This is a genomic window from Paenibacillus sp. J22P169 (genome assembly GCF_059691995.1).
In genome coordinates this window covers 58,624-77,454 of record NZ_JCAUAO010000015.1, presented here as the reverse complement: position 1 = coordinate 77,454, position 18,831 = coordinate 58,624, and the positions used below count along the sequence as shown (strand labels likewise).

Annotated in this window: 15 protein-coding genes; 2 read left to right on the top strand and 13 right to left on the bottom strand. The window is 48.0% G+C overall.

Features of this window, described 5'->3' with window-relative positions:
* Nucleotides 1-46 precede the first annotated feature (46 nt).
* The 8 genes from AC58QG_RS34300 to AC58QG_RS34265 all read right to left on the bottom strand — a co-directional run bounded on the left by AC58QG_RS34300 (nucleotide 47) and on the right by AC58QG_RS34265 (nucleotide 9,791).
* Nucleotides 47-1,558: a glycoside hydrolase family 28 protein gene (locus AC58QG_RS34300; RefSeq protein ID WP_497366488.1), complete on the bottom strand. Its 1,512-nt coding sequence runs from the start codon at nucleotides 1,556-1,558 to the stop codon at nucleotides 47-49.
* Nucleotides 1,559-1,577: 19 nt separating this feature from the next.
* Nucleotides 1,578-2,672, bottom strand: coding sequence for a glycoside hydrolase family 88/105 protein (locus AC58QG_RS34295; protein ID WP_497366487.1), 1,095 nt, complete (start codon nucleotides 2,670-2,672; stop codon nucleotides 1,578-1,580).
* A gap of 47 nt (nucleotides 2,673-2,719) precedes the next feature.
* A complete protein-coding gene (locus AC58QG_RS34290; RefSeq protein ID WP_497366486.1) occupies nucleotides 2,720-4,042 on the bottom strand; it encodes a hypothetical protein in 1,323 nt (440 codons plus the stop codon).
* A gap of 7 nt (nucleotides 4,043-4,049) precedes the next feature.
* Nucleotides 4,050-4,925 (bottom strand): carbohydrate ABC transporter permease, encoded by an 876-nt coding sequence (locus AC58QG_RS34285; RefSeq protein WP_497366485.1) that lies wholly within the window; start codon nucleotides 4,923-4,925, stop codon nucleotides 4,050-4,052.
* Nucleotides 4,926-4,963: 38 nt separating this feature from the next.
* Nucleotides 4,964-5,914, bottom strand: a complete 951-nt coding sequence (locus AC58QG_RS34280; protein ID WP_497366484.1) for an ABC transporter permease — start codon at nucleotides 5,912-5,914, stop codon at nucleotides 4,964-4,966.
* 87 nt (nucleotides 5,915-6,001) lie between these two features.
* A complete protein-coding gene (locus AC58QG_RS34275) occupies nucleotides 6,002-7,540 on the bottom strand; it encodes an extracellular solute-binding protein (protein WP_497366483.1) in 1,539 nt (512 codons plus the stop codon).
* A 240-nt stretch (nucleotides 7,541-7,780) separates the two neighbouring features.
* The gene (locus AC58QG_RS34270; RefSeq protein ID WP_497366482.1) at nucleotides 7,781-7,957 is read right to left on the bottom strand and encodes a hypothetical protein; all 177 of its coding nucleotides are present in this window, start codon (nucleotides 7,955-7,957) and stop codon (nucleotides 7,781-7,783) included.
* Nucleotides 7,958-8,270: 313 nt separating this feature from the next.
* Nucleotides 8,271-9,791 carry an extracellular solute-binding protein gene (locus tag AC58QG_RS34265; protein ID WP_497366481.1) on the bottom strand — a complete coding sequence of 507 codons (1,521 nt, stop codon included), beginning with the start codon at nucleotides 9,789-9,791 and terminating at the stop codon, nucleotides 8,271-8,273.
* A 121-nt stretch (nucleotides 9,792-9,912) separates the two neighbouring features.
* Between AC58QG_RS34265 and AC58QG_RS34260 the strand changes: the two genes are divergently transcribed.
* A complete protein-coding gene (locus tag AC58QG_RS34260) occupies nucleotides 9,913-12,270 on the top strand; it encodes a helix-turn-helix domain-containing protein (protein ID WP_497366480.1) in 2,358 nt (785 codons plus the stop codon).
* Between the two features lie 131 nt (nucleotides 12,271-12,401).
* On the opposite strand, the gene AC58QG_RS34255 is transcribed toward AC58QG_RS34260, so the two are convergent.
* From AC58QG_RS34255 to AC58QG_RS34245, 3 genes are all read right to left on the bottom strand, one after another.
* Nucleotides 12,402-12,698, bottom strand: coding sequence for a hypothetical protein (locus tag AC58QG_RS34255; protein ID WP_497366479.1), 297 nt, complete (start codon nucleotides 12,696-12,698; stop codon nucleotides 12,402-12,404).
* A 450-nt stretch (nucleotides 12,699-13,148) separates the two neighbouring features.
* Nucleotides 13,149-13,985 carry a sugar phosphate isomerase/epimerase family protein gene (locus AC58QG_RS34250; RefSeq protein WP_497366478.1) on the bottom strand — a complete coding sequence of 279 codons (837 nt, stop codon included), beginning with the start codon at nucleotides 13,983-13,985 and terminating at the stop codon, nucleotides 13,149-13,151.
* 101 nt (nucleotides 13,986-14,086) lie between these two features.
* Nucleotides 14,087-15,160: a Gfo/Idh/MocA family protein gene (locus AC58QG_RS34245; protein WP_497366477.1), complete on the bottom strand. Its 1,074-nt coding sequence runs from the start codon at nucleotides 15,158-15,160 to the stop codon at nucleotides 14,087-14,089.
* Nucleotides 15,161-15,282: 122 nt separating this feature from the next.
* Here AC58QG_RS34245 and AC58QG_RS34240 point away from each other — a divergent pair, with 122 nt between their 5' ends.
* Nucleotides 15,283-16,170: a helix-turn-helix domain-containing protein gene (locus tag AC58QG_RS34240; protein ID WP_497366476.1), complete on the top strand. Its 888-nt coding sequence runs from the start codon at nucleotides 15,283-15,285 to the stop codon at nucleotides 16,168-16,170.
* Nucleotides 16,171-16,340: 170 nt separating this feature from the next.
* Here AC58QG_RS34240 and AC58QG_RS34235 read toward each other — a convergent pair whose 3' ends face one another.
* Nucleotides 16,341-17,324, bottom strand: coding sequence for an aldo/keto reductase (locus AC58QG_RS34235; protein WP_497366475.1), 984 nt, complete (start codon nucleotides 17,322-17,324; stop codon nucleotides 16,341-16,343).
* 171 nt (nucleotides 17,325-17,495) lie between these two features.
* Nucleotides 17,496-18,815, bottom strand: coding sequence for an ABC transporter substrate-binding protein (locus tag AC58QG_RS34230; protein WP_497366474.1), 1,320 nt, complete (start codon nucleotides 18,813-18,815; stop codon nucleotides 17,496-17,498).
* Nucleotides 18,816-18,831: the final 16 nt, after the last annotated feature.

Sequence of the window (18,831 nt, the reverse complement as noted above, 5' to 3'; positions counted from 1 at the left end):
CTAAGATGAAGGACGCCAACTGGCGCCCTTTCTCCTTAACTCACTCCTACGAGCGAATTGTCTCTTTCTCTTCTTCCAAATAACCAGACTCCATAGACTGTCTGCCTGTGAAGAACACTTCCTCCGAACGAGCAACACGCACAACCGGTGTATCCGAATGCTTCTCCTTCATCGCGAGTGCATGCACCTCAACACTCCGTGCATCTTCCAACCGCAGGGCAGGACCCTGCCGCGTTTCGATACGCACATGGTGAAGCTCCAATTCCGCAACATGCTTACACAACATGCCGTCGCCAGCCATGATTAACTTCTCGCGAACCATATCAGGTTCGTCCCCCTGCTCCGCAGGATCTATCGTCATCTCGATATGAACCTGAGATAGCTGCACGTCGCGAATCGGCATTTCCGGCAATCCATAGAGGAAACCAGCAGCAGCACGAGTCCGCTTCGAGGTTACTTGATGAATTCGTATATGTTCAATCACTGGTGTACTTTCGGTCACCGGAACAGCATGAGGACTGCTGATCAGTGGATTGCTTTCGTCAACGCCGTGTCGGTAGAACGAGTTGATCGTTAACGGACAGAACACATCTTCCATGTAAATGTTGCTGATCAATATGTTCTTGATGTACCCGCCGCGGGCGCGGTTTGTTTTCATCCGTATACCGCGATCGGTCCCTGTGAAGATACAATTGGAAATAACCACATTGCGAATACCGCCAGCCATCTCGCTGCCAAGCACGACACCGCCATGCCCTCTCAGCATCGTACAGTTGGTAATCACGATATTCTCTGACGGCTTGCCCACCCGTCGCCCATCTTCATCAATGCCAGATTTAATGCATAAGCAATCATCGCCAACATCGAAGAAGCAATCGGAAATACGGACATTTTGGCACGAGTCGATATCCAATCCATCGCCATTAGGCGTGTCATTCGGGTTCTTAATGGAAACCCCGTGAAGCTGAACATCCGTACAATAGACCAGATGTGTATTCCAGAAGGGCGAGTTTTGCAATGTAATGCCTTCAAGCCTAACACCTTCGCAATCGATCAACTGCAGCAGAGGCGGCCTCAGAAATTGAGTGGGCCATTCCACGATATTGCTTTTCACCGTTTGTCGTAGCTCGTGATTTTTCACTTTAAGCTCTTGGGTCTGAGCGGATTCGAACGTACCGCCTTTGCGAATCTCTCGATACGCTTGCCACCAAGCGCTGCCTTGCCCATCGATAATGCCATCACCCTTGATAGACACCTTCTTCAAGCCTCTCCCATAAATGAGCGGGGAGTACCCGTAGCATTCGTAGCCTGACCAGCGCGTCTGCACTAGTGGATACTTGTCGAATTCGTTGATAAACATCAGCTTTGAGCCCGTCTCAAGCTCCAATGTCATGTAGCTGCGCAGCTCAATCCTGCCCGTGAGATACGTCCCAGCTGGTACATAAACCGTACCGCCCCCCTGAAGGGAGCAGGCCTCAATCGCCGCTGCGATAGCCTGCGTGTTATCCGTTTCGCCGTCTCCGACAGCGCCAAACGTCGTGATGTGATAAATCGCCATAAGTCGCTCCTTCGGATCTTTACTTAATCAACGCCTGAACTTCAACGCATGCCATGACAAAAGCTCCCACACCATGCAGATCATTCTCACTCGTTGGTCGCGTTACGTAATTCTCGTAGTCTCCCGCAGACGTACCAATACAGATCAGCGGCAAAATAACCCTACCTTGCTCGTCAAATTTCAATGTACGCAGCAAGCCTTCATACCCTTTCACAGCTGCTGCCGCGCATTCGCGGCCAACAACTCCAAGATTCACGGCTTTGGCAATCGTGTAGACGAACAAACTTGTACAGGAGCTCTCAAGCCAGTTATCCGGCTGATCGCCTTTGTCTACCACCTGATACCAGAGACCGCTTTCCGCGTCCTGGTAGCGGATCAACACATGCACGAAGTCGTGCAGCGAGCTGACCAGCGCTTCACGCCCTGGCTCGTCGGCCGGCAATTCGTCCAGGAATTGCGCGACGGCTAGGCCGTACCAGCCGAGCGAACGTCCCCAGAATTCCGGCGAGCAGCCGGTTTGGGGGTTCGCCCACGGCATGCGGCGGCTTTCGTCCCACGCATGGTACAGCAGACCCGTGCGCTCGTCTTTCATGTACTTGCGCATGAGCTGCTCCTGGTGCAGCACGGTTTGGCGCAAGCTTGGCTCGCCGAAGGCGTTCGCGTATTTCAGCGAGAATACGCCGGCCATGTATAAACCGTCCAACCACATTTGGTTGGCGTATTTGTCTTTGTGCCAGAACCCGCCCTCGGAGGTGAGGTTCAGCGTTTTGAGCAAGTTGCGCAGCTTATCCGCAGCAATGCGGTACTTAGGCTGGCCTGTGCGCTGCTCGATGCGGAACAGCAGCAGCCCAGCTTGCATCGCGTCGAGCTCGTCGCGGGCGAAATAGAGACTGCCGTTGTCGTCGACTAGACCATCGACATAGCCTTGGATATACGCGTCATAGCGATCATCCTGCCCTGCTTGTGCGAGCATTTCCATACCGCAAAGGAAGACGCCTTGATGGTAATGCCAACGCCCCGAAGGCGGAAGCTCCATTGGTCCATGCGTGTCCATGATCGAATAGCAAGCAGCTTGTGCCCACTCTAGTGGCGTTTTCGTCTGAACAGGAGCCATGATGAGGTTCCCCCTTTCCTAATTAGAAAATAATTTATTTAAACGTTTCAATTTTGATTCATTACGTGGAATGTCGGCCCTTTGGTCAAGGGGGGCGCCTTCTTGCCAGCTAACTGATAGCAGACCGAACGAATCAACAAAGCTTGTGTGCCAGCGTTCATATCACCTTCCACTTCGCCACCCCCGATATGAACAGCCTTCGGCATGCCGGGGTAATATTCGCCTTCTTTCACCTGCGCTACATTAGGCGCTGTTGGCGAATGAGCTAGTTCACGGGAGAAGCCACCGTCTACACGAAGCAGGCGCTTCATATTCGATAGTGTAATGGCTATGATCTCTTGTAAATCTTCTGCCGGAATGGGTAACTTCATATACGACAATAAGTGAATCGGATTACGTATATAGCACATATCCACCGCTTCCTCATGCCGTAAGGCATAGAGGATACTCTGGTAAATTCGTTCCTCTCTTGGCAGCTGCACGCCAAAATGGTCATAGAAAATGTGCAGCTTAAACGTGCCTGAGATCCGCACATAATAGGATCCTTCCCCCCATAAACCGGTAAAAGGATCCTGTTTTTTTGCGAAGAAATGGAATGCTGTTTGCGCAAACTCAGCTCTGCGGCTCGCGGGCTCGACTTGCTTCACATACACACTGGAGGTGGAAAGGCGATCACAGCCTCGCCAGCTGTTCGGTAATTCAACCGACTCCAGCCAAGTGAGATAGTCTTCAGGTGAGGACATATACGATGGCGCTTGCTGCGCCTCGTATGGCAGTGCATGAAGCGGCTGCCCGCCAAGCTTGCGCAATGCATTCAAGCTATAAGAAATAGCGCGGGCAACCATCACTTCATCTTCACGCATCAGCGGATTGTCATCATAGAAGTAGCCTGACGATGCCTCTTGCTTGCTTTGAAAGAAACGGATACACCCACGCTTCATGTCTGTGGACATGGTATTCAACCAATCGCAGCGTTCCAGAATGTTCAACGCTTGCGCAGTGGATTCAATGTCTGGAGCGCCGCCCAGCATTCGTCTGGAGCTTGCGGCGTAATAGAACCCGCCGCTTTCCGCATCCATTTGTCCGCTAAGCCACGCTCCAAAACCATCAAACAATTGATCCATTTCGGCAAGTAGTTTACTGATTTCCGCACTTTGATCATGTTTCATATCTTGTTGATCTTGTTCTTGTTCTTGTTCTTGATCTTTTTCTTGTGCTTGATCTTGTTCTTGTGCTTGATCTTGTTCTTGTTCTTGTTCTTGTTCTTGTTCTTGATCTTGATCTTGATCTTGATCTTCTTGATCCTGTATCTGATTTTTCCCATCTGTCATGTGCATTTCCCCGCTTATGTGTTGTGCTGTCTTGTCCATTCACAGACTACCCCTTAATGGATCCGATCATCGCACCTTTAGCAAAATGCTTCTGCAAGAACGGATACACAATCAGAATCGGAATCGTAGCTACCACGATAACAGCCATTTTAATCGACTGTGCCGGTGGTGGTGTGGCGCTATCCAAGTCCGAACTTACGTCCAATCCGCTGGCAAGAACGACAATTTGGCGCAGCAAGACTTGAATCGGCCATTTGGCACTTTCATTGATGTAAAGAATCGCACTCAAGTACGTGTTCCAATAGGTTACCGCGTAGAACAACGAGATCGTTGCAATCGCAGGCATCGATAATGGCAGAACGATACGGAATAGGATACCGAAGTCGCTGCAACCGTCGATTTTCGCCGACTCTTCGAGTCCTTCAGGAATGTTTTGGAAGAAGTTTTTCAAAATAATTAAGTTAAATGCACTGACTGCTGTTGGAAGAATCAACGCCGCGTAGGTGTCGATCATACCAAGCTCCTTTACGACGAGAAACGTCGGGATCAAGCCGCCATGAAACAACATTGTAAAAACAACGAGGAACATAATAATTTTACGTCCATCCACGTCTCTGCGTGCCAAGCCATAAGCCATCAATGCTGTGATGAACATACTGATCACCGTGCCGACAGCCGTCGTCCCAATCGAGACCGCCATGGCTTTAAATATGGTATTCGTTGAAAAAATAAAGCGATATGCCTCGATACTCCAATCCGTCGGAATGAGGACGAACTTCTTAGTCGCCATTTCCGCACTCGTCGTGAAGGAACCTGCCACCACGTGCACGAACGGGATGATCGTAATCAATCCGATGATGGTTAATAACAAATAGTTAATGATACCGAACATTCTTCCGGCTAATGTTTTATCTTCTACCACGACTTCAACCTCCTAGCTGCTTTACGTTCTACCCAAGCCTAGTAAACGCCTTCTTCGCCCATTTTTTTCGCAATCCGATTCACAATCATCACGAGCACAAGTCCAATGAATGATTTGAACAAACCAATTGCTGCGCTGTAGCTGAATTGCCCTTGTTTAAGACCCGCTGTATATACATAAGTATCAATGATCTCAGCAACTTCTCGGTTCATGGAGTTAAGAAGCAAGTACACATGTTCAAAACCGAGCTCGAGAACCGCACCAATTTTCAAAATTAATAAAACAATAATGACACTTCGAATCGCGGGCAACGTAATGTGCCACACTTGTCTAAGACGTCCTGCACCATCCATGCGAGCAGCTTCATACAATCCAGGATCAATAGAAGCAATCGCCGCCAAATAAATGATTGTTCCCCAACCTGCTTCACGCCAAATAACTTGTAAAATATAAATCGGTCTGAACCATTCTGGAGCTAGTAAGAAGTTCACTTTTTCTAAACCGAAATACGAAATCAACTCATTAATAATACCGCCGTCCATAGTCAACATAACAAAGCTGATGGAAACGATAATAACCCAAGACATAAAGTGAGGCAGGTAAACAATTGTTTGAAACACTTTCTTGAACAGATCTCCTCTAACCTCATTCAACATGAGCGCCAAGATAATCGGAATCGGAAAATAGAACAAGAGATTCATACCGAACAAGATTAACGTATTGCTCAAAATATTCAGGAAATCCGGCTCTGTAAACAAGCGCTTGAAATGCTCCAACCCGACCCATTCACTCCCAGTAACGCCTTTGAAAGGCTTGTAGTTCTGAAAGGAAATGATCAGTCCATACATCGGGATATATTTGAAAACGATAAAATACAAAATCCCCGGCAGCAACATGACATAAATCCATTTATTTTTCCAAAGACGTCTGCTCAGTTCACTGCTTGACTTCCTAGCGACAACACTTTGCGACACATTCACTTCTTGCATAGGACTTCTTCCTTTCCTTAAAAGGAGAAGACTGCCGCGATGCAAGCAGCCCTCTCGCCTTGACTTGTCAGACACTGTGTTGCTGAATTACTTTTTAAGTGCGTTGTATTCTTCGATGATTTTGCTGCCACCACGAGCTTTCCAATCTTCAATCGCTTTATCAAAGCCTGCTTTATCGATTGTTCCGTAAATGTATTTGTTCGTTGCATCAGTGATAACGGCTTGCGCTTGAACACCTTTTTCAAGGTTTGTTTTGGAATCAAGTGCAGCTACTGGATCTTGAACAGCGAACTTCAGGTTCGCGATTTTCAACTCGTCTGCTTTTCCTTGTGCAGGGATCGTTGGGATACCCAAGTATCTACCGGATGTATCTTCATCACCAATCGCTGCATCTGTGAATGGCTTCACTTCGCGTGTCCATTTTTCTTCATCCAGCTTCTTCGCTTTGTTATCTGTCAAGCTGTAGTTCACATCTTTAATGCCCCAGTTTGCCATGTTGGCTACTTCAGGTGTCATCATTTTGTCGAAGTAAGCTAGTACTTTACGAAGATCTGCTTCTGTTTTGTTCGCAGATTTCGGGAACAGTACTACGTTTGCATAGCCAGGTAATGCCCATGCTGCGAATTTGCCGTCAGGTCCAGCTACCATACTGTGAACATCAACCACTGCTGTCGGAACGTTTTTGACCAAGTCTTTGTTCAATGTCGAAACGTCCGTCATTGCTCCGATGTACATACCTGCTGCACCGCTAGTGAACAGCTTTTGTTGATCCGTTTTACTTGTCGCTGCGAAATCTTTGTTGATGTAGCCGCCATCACGCATTTTCTTGAAATAATCCATCGTTGCTACATATTGTGGGAACATGAATTCTGGAGCTAGCTTGCCGTCTTTCACGCCCCAGTTATTCGGAGTGCCTTCCCAAGCAGCTATTGTTTTAAATGCACCGTAGATCAGATCGTTACGATCTGTAAGTCCGATGGTATCTTTTTTGCCATTTCCGTCTGGATCATTTTCCGTAAACGCTTTCGCCATTGCGAACAATTCATCTAGATTTGCAGGAGGTTTCAGACCCAACTTATCTGCCCAATCCTTACGGTAGATTAGACCTTGACGAGCGATGTCTACACCGCGGTACAAGGAGTACAATTTGCCATCCACTTTCGTATTGTCATTCGTTGTGGATTTCAATTTGCTAAGGTTCGGGAAGTCCTTCAATAGAGGCCCGATCTCCCAGAACTGTCCGTCACGGATCGCTGATTTCATTTGAATGAACGTCGCTTGGTTTTTCAAATACGTTGCTTGTGGCAGTGCACCCGTTGCGAAAGTCGTATTCAGCTTCTCTTCATACGTGTCTGCCGGGAAGAATTGATACGTCAGCTTCGTGTTCGTCAGCTTTTCAAGTTCTTTAATAATCGTATCCGGTGGTGTTTGAGCCGTATTCAGTGGTGCCATGATCGTAATCGCTGTCGGCGTGTTATCCGTAGGTTTCGGTGTTGCTGCTGCAGGTGCTGTCGTTGTTGTTGCTGCTGTTGTTGAAGCAGGCGTTTCTTTATCTCCGCATGCTGCCAAAGCAAAGCTGGAAACGAGAAGTACGCTTAGTGGAATCGTAACTAAATTTCTCTTCATATCGGTTTGACCTCCGTGAAAATGTTGTGTGCTACAACTCACACATTACACGCTTGTAACTAGGTACCGAAACAATCATTTACTCATATAACCCACGTCTGACGCGGGATGTGAGATGATGATTATCGGGCGAGGAGATGATTATTGAGGAAGCCTTGATCGACGCGGATTGTGTCTTTAGGTGCAAAAAAGACCGTCTAAGTGCGAATTGCACTTAAACGGCCATTTCTAACCTTTGGATTATTCTAGATATGTAAATATAATCCCGGTCATGAGTGAAATCAGGCCAACCACGACCAATGCCCTATAATTATTACGCTCATCTTTGCTTCTTTCTTCCCATTTCCTCCGGTAAAAGAATCGAAAAAATAGCAGAAGAATGACGACTAGAATGAAAAAGCCGAAGAAACCATTCATGTCTAACCTCCTAGCTTCGTGTCACGCAACTGAAACTATCTATGTCAGACCGCTCACCTAAGTGTCGCGCCACTGATTAACTGGAAAAACGCCATCAAATTTCACCCTAATGCGCCCTAGTTCCCATTTAGATGGATTTCCTACAGCTAATCTGAGCCAATATACCCGATTGCCCATAAGTAGCTCAAAATAACTACCTCTTTTCCATCTAATTGAGCATTTGATTGAAATCTGCCGAAATTAGCTGTAGAAAATCCAGTTATCCAGTTATCCAGTCCCCCGCAGCGTGCCCCGATATACAGGTAATTGACGACTACCCCTTCTTCGCAAACGCCTCATTATACTCCGTTATCATCTGATTCCCGCCGCCGCGCTTCCAACGCTCAATCTCTTGTTGGAATGCCGCTTTATCCAGCTTGCCTAGGATGTAATTGTACGTCGCGTCGGAGATGATTTTGTACAGCTCGACGCCTCGTTCGTCGTAGGTCTTGGACTCCAGACCTAATGTCGGATCCTTGACGACATATTTCTCATTATCCAAGCTAAGCGTATCCGCCAGCTGAGACAAAGATTCACTTTCCACAACGGGAATGACGTTCGGGTTGTTCAGATCTGCGATCATCAGCGCATACAGCGCGTTAACCTCATTGACGCGAATCTTCGACGTCTCTTCGGAGAGCTGAATTTGCCCATTTTTGGCCGTATAATGCCGTCCCTCCAAGCCATACTTCATCAGATTGGCGACATCCTTATCCATCGTCCGATCGAAAAACTGCAGCATCTGCTTGAGTTCCGCCTCGGTCCGAATTGCCTTTTTAGAAAACAAATATAAAGCACTATAATTAGGAATGGACCAAATATGAAACCCTTGCGGCCCTTCAATATGGTTCACCAACGTCAGTCTTGCCTCAGGATTCACTAACTGCACCTCATCGGACAGACGCTGCACATCCTGCATACTTCCAATATACACGCCAGCTGTTCCACGAATCAGCTTATCCCGCTGCACTTCTTTGCTCGTCACGGCAAAATCAGAGTTAATTAGCTTCTCCTCATACAGCTTCTTCATGAAATTCATCGCATCTACATACGCCTGTGTTTCAAACTCCGGTACGAGCTTGCCTCCCGACATACCCCAATTATTCGGTGCTCCAAAATAGGAGCTGACCGTCTTGAACGAACCGAATACCAAGTCATTACGGTCTGTCAGCCCTATCGTATCATCCTTACCGTCACCATCAGGATCACCGTAAGTGAAAGCTTTCAGAACCTCATAAAGCTCATTTAAATTCGTTGGCTTTTTCAGCTTCAACTTGTTCAGCCAATCCTCACGAATAATAATACCCTGCCGAGAAGAAGGACGCTCGGTGTATAAGCCATAGATTTTGCCATCCACAGCCGCCTGTCCCAAAATCTCTTTATTTAGCTTTTTCAAATTCGGATATGCCGCCAAATAGGGCCCAATATCCCAGAATGCGCCGGAACGAATCGAATTTTTCATCAGCATATAGTCTGTGTATTTAACATAAGTCGCCTTTTTCAACGAGTTTGTTGTAAGGGCCGTATTCATTTTATCTGTATAAATGCCATCTGGAACCCAATTCAATTCCAGCTTCGTTTGCGTCAAATTCTCAATCTCTTGGACAAGCTCAGGTATCGGCGGATGTGGAAAATGAAGAGGTGCCATGATAGAAATAACAGGTCTGGCGCCTTTGTCATCTTTTTCTTTTGGTGTGTTGTCGCTCTGACAAGCACTCATCAACATAAGGATAATTAGTAGTATACTCACTCGTCCTGCCCATTTGAACCACTGGCCCCTCAAACCACTTCTCATGCTAGCTCCCCCTTGCAACAGCTGTGTTTCAACGGCAAATATGAGATAATGATTATCTCATTTGCAGATGATTATTGATCTGAACCGTACTCTTGACTACAATACATAGATAGTCTGACGAATGATTCTTCGAATAGATAAGGTGTTGGATGCGATGCGCTCTTTAAGTTTTCTTAGTAAAATGACGATATTCAGCTTCCTGCTGAGTACGCTGCCTGTGATCTTTATCGGTGCTTTCGCCTTCGTAACGTCATCCAGTGAGATCCAAAAAAATGTCAACGAAGGAAAAATGCAGTTAATCACCCAAATTAACTCCAATGTAGAGCAGAAATTAACCACTGTCAACCATACACTAAATCAGGTCATCAATTCCACCGTTCTCAAAAAGGCCATGGAAATGCCCCTGACTGTAACCGATTTCATGATGTACGATGATTTACGAAGCGAAATTCGATATATGCAATCTTTTGACACGAGACTGGAAGATGTTCTCCTGATTAATGCCAAACAGAACTGGATGATCAAAAATTCAGGGCTCTATAAATTTGACAACTATCCGTTTGCCGATAAATTGATCTCACTGATGAACGCACAAGATAATAGCACTTGGACCCTAAATCCTTCCGAGTGGTTTTACACCGAAGAGAATGCCCGGAGTGTGACCTGTGACTATAGTATTTCGCTTGTTAAAAAGCTGCCGACCACTGGACTCGATAAATTCGGTCTCGCTTTAGCTAATATCCCTGCCTGTTCCCTGCAGGATATGATTCAAAGTGATACGGAACACCCCGATGACATTGTCATCATGGATGAACAGAAGCGAATTGTAATGAATCGGGACCCTGGTCTGATTGGAAAATCAATCACGGCCGCCGGTCTATCCGACCTGACACCGCTTGAAGAAGAAGCGAGCGGACAGTTCCGTGCCAGCATTCACGACAAACCGTATTCCGTCACCTACCTGCGTTCGAACTTGAACAATTGGACTTATTTATCCTTGACCTCGATCGACAGCTTAACAAAGGAATCAAGCAAAATCGGAACCTACACCATCTACATTTGCGTCCTGATGTTAATTCTGGCGTTGCTGCTTGCATGGCTGGTTTCGCGTAAAATGTACTCACCTATTCAGCTTCTCCTGAATCAAATCGGGGGCTTGGTGAGCGGGAATCAGAAACGCAAAGCAAATGAGTTCCAGATGATCAGTGAGCATGTGCATACGTTGTTCCAATCAAAATCGCAGCTCGAAAAAGAAGTCCATCAGCATATCGGACAAGTTCGCACCTTCTTCCTGATCAAGGCTTTCCAAGGACATATTAAGCCCGCTGAGTTGGTAGAAAAGCTAGCACAATTCGGTTACACCGAACATATCACCTCTTGGAAAACGATGTCGGTCATCACGATCCAAATCGACGCCATCGACCATACCCGCTATGAGAAAAAGGATATGGAATTGCTGCTCTTCGCCGTACACAACATGATGGAGGAGCTCATCCCTTCGGAACAGCGCTTAGCGCCGATCCTCATTGATCAGACTATCGTTACTTTGATCGGAAGCGCGGACTCGGTTGATAGTGATTTTCGCACGATGGTGTACGGCCTAACCGAGCAGGTCCAGCAGCATATTTATAACTTCCTGAAGCTGCATATCTCGATCGGGATCTCCCTCCCGATTCATGCCTTCACCCAGATGTCACTGGCCTACAAAGAAGGGCTAGAAGCCTTGAAGCATCGCATCAAGCTCGGCGAGGGTATCATCATTCAGTATGAGAATATCAACTCAGGGAAGCATTACTTGAATTTGAACTATCCGAAGCCTCTGGAGAACGAACTCATTGACAGCATCAAGCTAGCTGAAAAGGATAAATCCCGCGAGCTGCTGAAGCAGCTGCTGCATGCCGTCTTCGCAGCGCAGCTCTCCCCGCAGGAGTATCAGATTCCGTTGGCTCGGCTGCTTAACAACCTGCTCATGATGATGCAGGAATCCGGCATCGCCTTGAATCAGATTCATCCGAACAAAGGCTCATTGTTCGAAGAAGTGCTCGGCCTGCATACTACAGCCGAGATCGAGGACTGGTTCTGGACAGAGGTCATCTATCCGCTGATCCGTATTTACCGCGACCGGCAGGATGCGCAGTACCACAACATTTCCGAGAAAATCATCGATCTCGTTCAGCATTATTACGACACGGACCTGACGCTCGAGGAATGTGCCTCTCGCTTGCATTATAATGCCAACTATTTGAGCAGCATTTTCCGCAAGGAAACGAACTGCTCCTTCAGTGACTACTTATCGAACTATCGCTTCAATATGGCGAAAAAATGGCTTTCCGAAACCGATATGCCGATCAAGGATATCTCCTCGAAGCTGCGCTACAACAACTCGCAGAATTTCATCCGCTCCTTCCGCAAACAGGAAGGACTCACGCCGGGTCAGTACCGGGATAAGCAGAAAGAAGGCTTGCCGCCTAGTACGTAGGGCGTTAAGCTGAAAAGCAAACAGCCTGCGAAGCCACCACATTGTAGTTGGTGGTTTCGCAGGCTGTTGTTTGTTTTGGGGGACTGCTCCGAGAGGAGCTTGTCCAATTACGAGCTGCTTCACATCGGTTTCTAAGCGGAAACGACTTGGCTTGCTTCGACAGCTGTTTTGAGCGCAGCACGGTTGTCCCACAGGAAGGAGAGAACCTGATTACGCTCCTCGAAGAACAATTCTTCCGCGTCCTCGTAATCTTTCCCTACGCCATGCACACTGAAGCGTTCACCTTCATAACTCATTAAGGTCCATTGACCTCCACGTTTTTTATCAGCAAAAACAAGGTAAAGCTTCTTCCCTGCTGCATCCCACTCTGCGAAGTTTGAAAAGTTGTCCAAAATCAAGCTGATGTCCTGTTTATTCTTAATTTGCATGATCTTATCTCCTTTTCGCTTTTTTAAAATCGTACCCGAGTTTCCGTGAGAAGTTTGTCACACTTTAGGGACGAATTGTAGGAATTTTTGTCGAAGGGGAAGTGGATGGTGTGGTGAAGCGTCGTGGAGTGCAGCTTCTGGCTGGTAGTGGCGCCTTTAGCTGGAAAAACTACAGCTAATTTCGGCGGATTCACCGAGAGTCTCCGATTAGATGGATTTACTACAGCTATTTTCTGGCGTTTTGGCATGGGAACTGAAAAACAATAAAAATAACTGGAGGAAATCCAGTTATTCGACTCAACGCTTGGTTTTTCCGAGAAATAGCGGGAGAAAATCCAGTTAATTGTATGTTCGGGGTTCCGGTTCCGGGTTCGAGGTCCGGGGGCGGCCGAGTACCCCTAGAAACTAAAAAAAGCGAATCCCGAAAGATTCGCTCGCTCAAACACACTATTACAGCCCCGCCGCGGCATAGACCTTGTCGAAGCCAGCTTTGGACCGCTCCACCAGGCTCTCTGGAGAATCTGTCGGCGCTTCGGCCGTCAGGATCTCCTGCGCCACAGAGCCGGTATAGCCAATCCGCTGCAGTCCTTGCAGGAAGCCTGCCAAATCAATAACGCCCTCGCCCGGGTACACACGTCCGTTGTCGAGTGCTTCCTCTACCGGCACGTCCGGCGCATCGTTGATGTGCACATGCACGATCTGATCGACGCGGAGCTTCTCGATATCCGCGACGGTCCCACCGTTCGTGTACCAGTGGTACGAATCGAACAGCAAGCCCACGTTGCGCTCGCCGATCGCATCGATCCAATCCAGCGTTTCATCAATCGTCCAGATGAACGGATGCTTCCATCGCGTCCGCAAATGATGCGGACCGACGAACTCCAGCCCTAGTCGGATGCCGTAGGCGCCTAGGATTTGGGCGCACGTGCGCAATCTGCGCGTCGCGAGCGCCATGAAGTGCGCTGCTCCGAGGTCCGTCGAGGGCAGCACATACGTGCAGCAGCTCGTGCAGCCGAGCGCTGCTGCCGCTTCCGCGGCTTGGGCCAGCTTCGGCAGCCCCTCGCGGAACACCTCCTCCGTGGAACGCCATTCCACGGGCAAACCGATGGAACCGACGACGAGGCCGCGACTCGCTAATAACTCCCGCGCACCAGCGACGGTGTGCGTCTCTACAAGACTCAAAGCGTCGATGTCGACCGCTTGGAAGCCATATTTTGCCGCTAACTCTATGAATTGCTCATTGCTCTCGATTTTACCAAGCCCTGCTCTTGTTAATCCTCTAAGCATCGGATCATCCTCCAAATGGTTGCCAGTTCTTTGGCTATTCTCTGCTTGCTCTTATGGCTGTTCTTGGCCTCTCTGTTGCCTGTCTTACTGTCAGCCTTGAGTTAATTCCAGTTCAGCTTAACCTCACTACCTGTACGCGAAGATTCATAGATCGCATCCAAAATCAAATTGTTCGTATAACCAGAAAGCGCCGATGTGATCGGTTGCTTACCTTCACGAATACAAGCTAGGAAATGTTGGCTGAGGCGTTGGCGCTCACCTTCATCATTCTCAGGCTTTTTCAACTCAGTCTCGATCGCACGGTTGAATTTCTCAGTCAACAATTTACCTGTAGGCCCCTTGTAGCTTGCTCCGCCATCCGAGCCCATGAGGTGCACGAATGGTGTATTGTCTGTATCCATATGAACCGCCCAACTCACTTCCAACGTCAACGTGCTGCCATCCTCCATACGAATCAGTGCAGTTGCCAAATCCTCTACGTCGTACGTTCCGTTCCAGTTCGGCTTGCCCCATGTGCCAATCCCTTTGCGGCGCGGGCCGAATTCCGCATACGTTGCACCAACAACAGATACCGGTTTCGGATTCCCCATCAAATAGAGCGCAAGATCCAACATATGAACGCCGATATCGATCAAAGGACCGCCACCTGACTCGTCCATTTTCGTGAACCATGTGCCCCAACCTGGAATGCCTTTGCGACGGAACCAGCCCGTTTTTGCTGTATAAATTTTGCCTAACTCACCAGCTTCAACCTGCTCTTTAATTTGCATAGGAACGGATTCCCAGCGCATTTGGTGACCGATCATGACGATCGTGTTCGTCTTTTGGCTTGCTTCATATATTTGTTTAGCCGCTGCAGCGTTAATGCCCATTGGCTTCTCGATAAGTACGTGTTTGCCCGCTTCAATCGCTTGTACAGCAAGGGAGGCATGGTATTGATTCGGTACGCCGATAATGACGGCATCGACATTCGTGCTTTGAATAAGCTCCTCCGGCGTAGCTGCCACGTGGGCAATCCCGTACTCTTGTGCTTTCGCTTCAGCCAAAGGTAAGTAAGCATCTGTGATCGCCGTGATTTCGCATTGATCCGCCAGCTTCGAAAACTCCCGAATATGAACCCCGCCAATATTGCCTGCACCAATAATGCCAATTCTAATTTTGTTAACGCTTTCCACGATTCGTTCCTCCTCATAAGTACACGCTGTTGACCCTGCTTTTATGATAAAATAAGTTCCATAAGAAGTCGTACCGTATATTCGGAAAACGTCCCATTTTTTCGAAGGAGCCCTGATCGATCATGACGTATTTTCCAGATTATCTGAAAACGTATCCTAACATGCATTCTTCATTCCCTTTTCACCTTAGTCAAAATACCATAGAGCATGGTTTTCGAGCACATCGCCATGATTTTTTAGAGTTCTCCTATGTGATGGAAGGTCTCGGCGCTGAAACGATAAATGATGTGAAGCATGTGATGGCGCCTGGCACGTTTACCTTTGTGCTGCCTTATCAGGTGCATGAGATTTTTACGGATCCCGGTCAAAAATTAGTGCTTTTCAACGGGATGTTCAGTATGGACCTCCTCATGGAGCCTGGGAATGATCAGGGGTTGTCTGATTTATTTAATGATGCTAATGATCTGCCTGCTTATGTGCAGTTCGAGGGGGCCGAGCAGCTTCTAATGGCTGCGTTAATTGAGGATATGTACAAAGAGTATCGCGGGGATGAACGGTACAGACAAACCCTGTTGAAGGCCAGATTAAAGGAAATCTTGATCCGGTTTGATCGGCATCGGTTTCAGCATGCTGGACAGGAAGCAGCTGCTGCGGCGAGCTCGACTGCCAAAAAAGCCAGCCATACCGTGTGGCCGATTATTCATTATATCCATCGGAATTATCAAGAAGATTTGGCGTTGTCTGATCTCGCAGCTCGCTTCACGATGAGCGTGTCACGTATCAGCGAAGTGATTAAGCAAACGACAGGTCAAACCTTCGTTCACTTCTTGCACGATCTGCGCCTGCGTCATGCCTGCAGCCTGCTGGTCTCCACCGACATGAGTGTCACGGAGATCGCATTGGAAGTCGGCTATGGCTCGTACAAAACCTTTTCGCGGATTTTCCGTGAAAGTAAGGGCATCGTGCCGAAGGAATACCGAAAAGTTGAGCATGGGCGAAAGGTGACATAGACAGGGGTTCTACACCTATAACAAAAAAAGAGACCCACAGCAACGGGCCGCAGGTCTAAGGTTTATATTTAAAAGGGGGTCGAGATTTAGTATAGGCTCGTTTCCTTAAATCTACCTGAAATTCAGATTTCAGCCATGTTACATTTACATGACGGCTTATTGCCGATCGTTTATGACTTCAGCACCCTGTTCGAAACATCGCTGATCTGCTTCAATTCTTCATCCGTCAGCGTGAACTGCATCGCTTTCACATTTTCCTCGGCATGGTGCGTTTTCGATGCGCCGGGAATGGCGAACACCGTCTCCCCATGCGCATGGATTAGCCAGTTCAGCGCAATCTGCGTTGGAGATGCATCATACACCTGAGCGAGCTCTTCAAGCTTATCGATTAGCGGCTTCGACTTCTGCAGCCCTGCATTGCGGAAAGCAGACGTGAATTTACGCGGACCCTTGATCGCTTTAACGAGCGAGGGGTTCTTGTGGAATTTGCCGCTTAATATGCCTTGCTCCAACGGCGAATACGCAATAATGGCGATGCCAAGCTCCTGCGCGGCGGCCATGATGCCATTGTGCTCGATGCGGCGATCCAGCAAGCTGTATTTGACTTGGTTAGAAATTAAGCGAAGTCCTTGCTCCCGCAGGACACGGTCGGCTTCACGCATTTTATCAGCAGAAAAATTACTGACACCCACGTTCTTGATTTTCCCCATCTTCACCAGTTCAGCCATTGCGTTCATCTCCGCCCGTACCGATGAGAAGGAGAAAGGCTGATGCACCTGATGCAGATCAATCGTCCGATTCTCGAGTAAGCGAAGACGCTCATCGATGGTCCCGGTAATGCTGCTCGCTGTACGCAAGAAAGGCCACCACTTCGTTGCGATATGCGCTCCGTCAGCCAAAGGACCTGCTTCGCGCAGCGCTTCTGCCAGCATTTGCTCGGATTGACCTTGTCCGTAGACTTCCGCTGTATCAAACCAATTGATCCCGCCCTTGAGACTGGTTTGAACAATGCTGCGCACATCGTCTTTCTTCAGCACCGGCCAAAACTTGCCGACCATCCCCTGACCATTACTGAATTGCCAGCAGCCTAGCCCTAGTGGCGACAATGCCAACGTTGAGCTGCCCAGTTGCCGAAGTACCGCTTTCCCCATCATATCTATTCACCTATTCCTCGCAATGATGTGATTCTCCCATTGATTATACACGATATCATTCGGTATCACCCAATCCTCACGAGGGCGCTCAGAATTAGCTTTTTCAACGAGAAAACTCAAGCTGTCGAGAAAATCTCGACGGCTTGAGTTTATAATTAATCGCTAATCAACCTATTGGTAATCCTTTGCTTTCTTCACCAATTCATCGTACGCCGCTTCCGGTGTAATTTTGCCGAACATCACTTTCTCACCAATATCCTTAAAATCCTTCGCTGTGTAGTTACTCCAGCCTTTAGCGCCAGGATTAAATGGTTGCGCATCCGGAGCAACATTCTTGATCAGCTCGATTTGCTGTTTATCTGCAGGAGTTAGCTTCGGTGTCAAGTAATCGAGAACCTTTTTGGAAACGGGTACGCCTCGCGTTGTCGTCAAAATATCTGCTGCTTCCGTATCGTTCACAAACCAGTCGATAAATGCTTTGGATGCTTCGATGTTCTTGGAGTCCGCACTGATGGACCAGAACATGGACGGCTTCAGAAAGCCGCTGGCTTGAGCGCCTTTAGGCTGCGTAACAAACTTATAAGCTCCCGGTTTCACACCATCAAAGCCAGGCAACAAGGCCGCGAAGCTGCGTTTAATCAAGACCGTATCGTTGTTCATCAAATCCATCTTCGCATCGGATTCTTTATCTGTCGTTGCAACGTCCGGAGGAGGAACAACGCCTTCTTTTCGAAGGTCCGCATATTTCTTCGCGTACGTAATGTACGTATCTTTGTCCAAATTAAATTTGCCGTCTACGGTTACCGGGTAGCCTTTGCCTTGGCTGATTTGGTAGGAAGAATAAACGGTGTAATCACTCGTCGCATCCATTAATGCATATTTATCTTTCTCTAGCTTCGCTTTCGCATCTCTGCCGAATTGGAAATATTGATCCCATGTCCAGCCATTGGCCGGAGGTGTGATGCCGAGCTTGTCCACCGCATTCTTGTTGAATAGCATGCCCGTAGCGTTATTTCCTAGTGGAATCGCATACAACTTATCTTTATATTTACCGGAATCGACTAGAGATTTATCAATATCCGCAACATTGATACCTTTGGACAGGTCCACGAGCTGGTTTCTGCCGCTATACTCGGCTAGCCAAGCTGGGTCCATCTGGATCACATCAGGCGCATTCTTCGCCGCAGCTTGGGTGGCTAACTTATCCGCATAGCCATCAAAGCCAGAAAATTCTGGTTCAAACGTTACGTTCGGATGTTTCTTCGTGTAAGCATCAAGTGCCTTCAAGGTCGCATCGTGTCTGGCTTGTGAGCCCCACCATACAATACGCAGCTTCACCGGCTTATCGCTCGCTGCTGCTGTTGTTGCTGCTGCACCGCTGCTCGGTTTTGCAGCTTCGTTCGTTTTGGTTTCGGCACCACAAGCGGCCAGGCTTACAGCTGTAAGTGCTGTAACGGTCAGTAAACCCCATCTTTTTATCTGCTTGTTCATCGTTCTATTAAACCCC

What these genes read in the sequence shown, in the direction of transcription:
- AC58QG_RS34290 (WP_497366486.1), bottom strand. Translation starts at nt 4,042, where the DNA reads ATGGACAAGACAGCACAACACATAAGCGGGGAAATGCACATGACAGAT.
- AC58QG_RS34250 (WP_497366478.1), bottom strand. Translation starts at nt 13,985, where the DNA reads ATGCTTAGAGGATTAACAAGAGCAGGGCTTGGTAAAATCGAGAGCAAT.
- AC58QG_RS34280 (WP_497366484.1), bottom strand. Translation starts at nt 5,914, where the DNA reads ATGCAAGAAGTGAATGTGTCGCAAAGTGTTGTCGCTAGGAAGTCAAGC.
- AC58QG_RS34230 (WP_497366474.1), bottom strand. Translation starts at nt 18,815, where the DNA reads ATGAACAAGCAGATAAAAAGATGGGGTTTACTGACCGTTACAGCACTT.
- AC58QG_RS34295 (WP_497366487.1), bottom strand. Translation starts at nt 2,672, where the DNA reads ATGGCTCCTGTTCAGACGAAAACGCCACTAGAGTGGGCACAAGCTGCT.
- AC58QG_RS34235 (WP_497366475.1), bottom strand. Translation starts at nt 17,324, where the DNA reads ATGATGGGGAAAGCGGTACTTCGGCAACTGGGCAGCTCAACGTTGGCA.
- AC58QG_RS34240 (WP_497366476.1), top strand. Translation starts at nt 15,283, where the DNA reads ATGACGTATTTTCCAGATTATCTGAAAACGTATCCTAACATGCATTCT.
- AC58QG_RS34300 (WP_497366488.1), bottom strand. Translation starts at nt 1,558, where the DNA reads ATGGCGATTTATCACATCACGACGTTTGGCGCTGTCGGAGACGGCGAA.
- AC58QG_RS34255 (WP_497366479.1), bottom strand. Translation starts at nt 12,698, where the DNA reads ATGCAAATTAAGAATAAACAGGACATCAGCTTGATTTTGGACAACTTT.
- AC58QG_RS34265 (WP_497366481.1), bottom strand. Translation starts at nt 9,791, where the DNA reads ATGAGAAGTGGTTTGAGGGGCCAGTGGTTCAAATGGGCAGGACGAGTG.
- AC58QG_RS34260 (WP_497366480.1), top strand. Translation starts at nt 9,913, where the DNA reads ATGATTCTTCGAATAGATAAGGTGTTGGATGCGATGCGCTCTTTAAGT.
- AC58QG_RS34270 (WP_497366482.1), bottom strand. Translation starts at nt 7,957, where the DNA reads ATGAATGGTTTCTTCGGCTTTTTCATTCTAGTCGTCATTCTTCTGCTA.
- AC58QG_RS34275 (WP_497366483.1), bottom strand. Translation starts at nt 7,540, where the DNA reads ATGAAGAGAAATTTAGTTACGATTCCACTAAGCGTACTTCTCGTTTCC.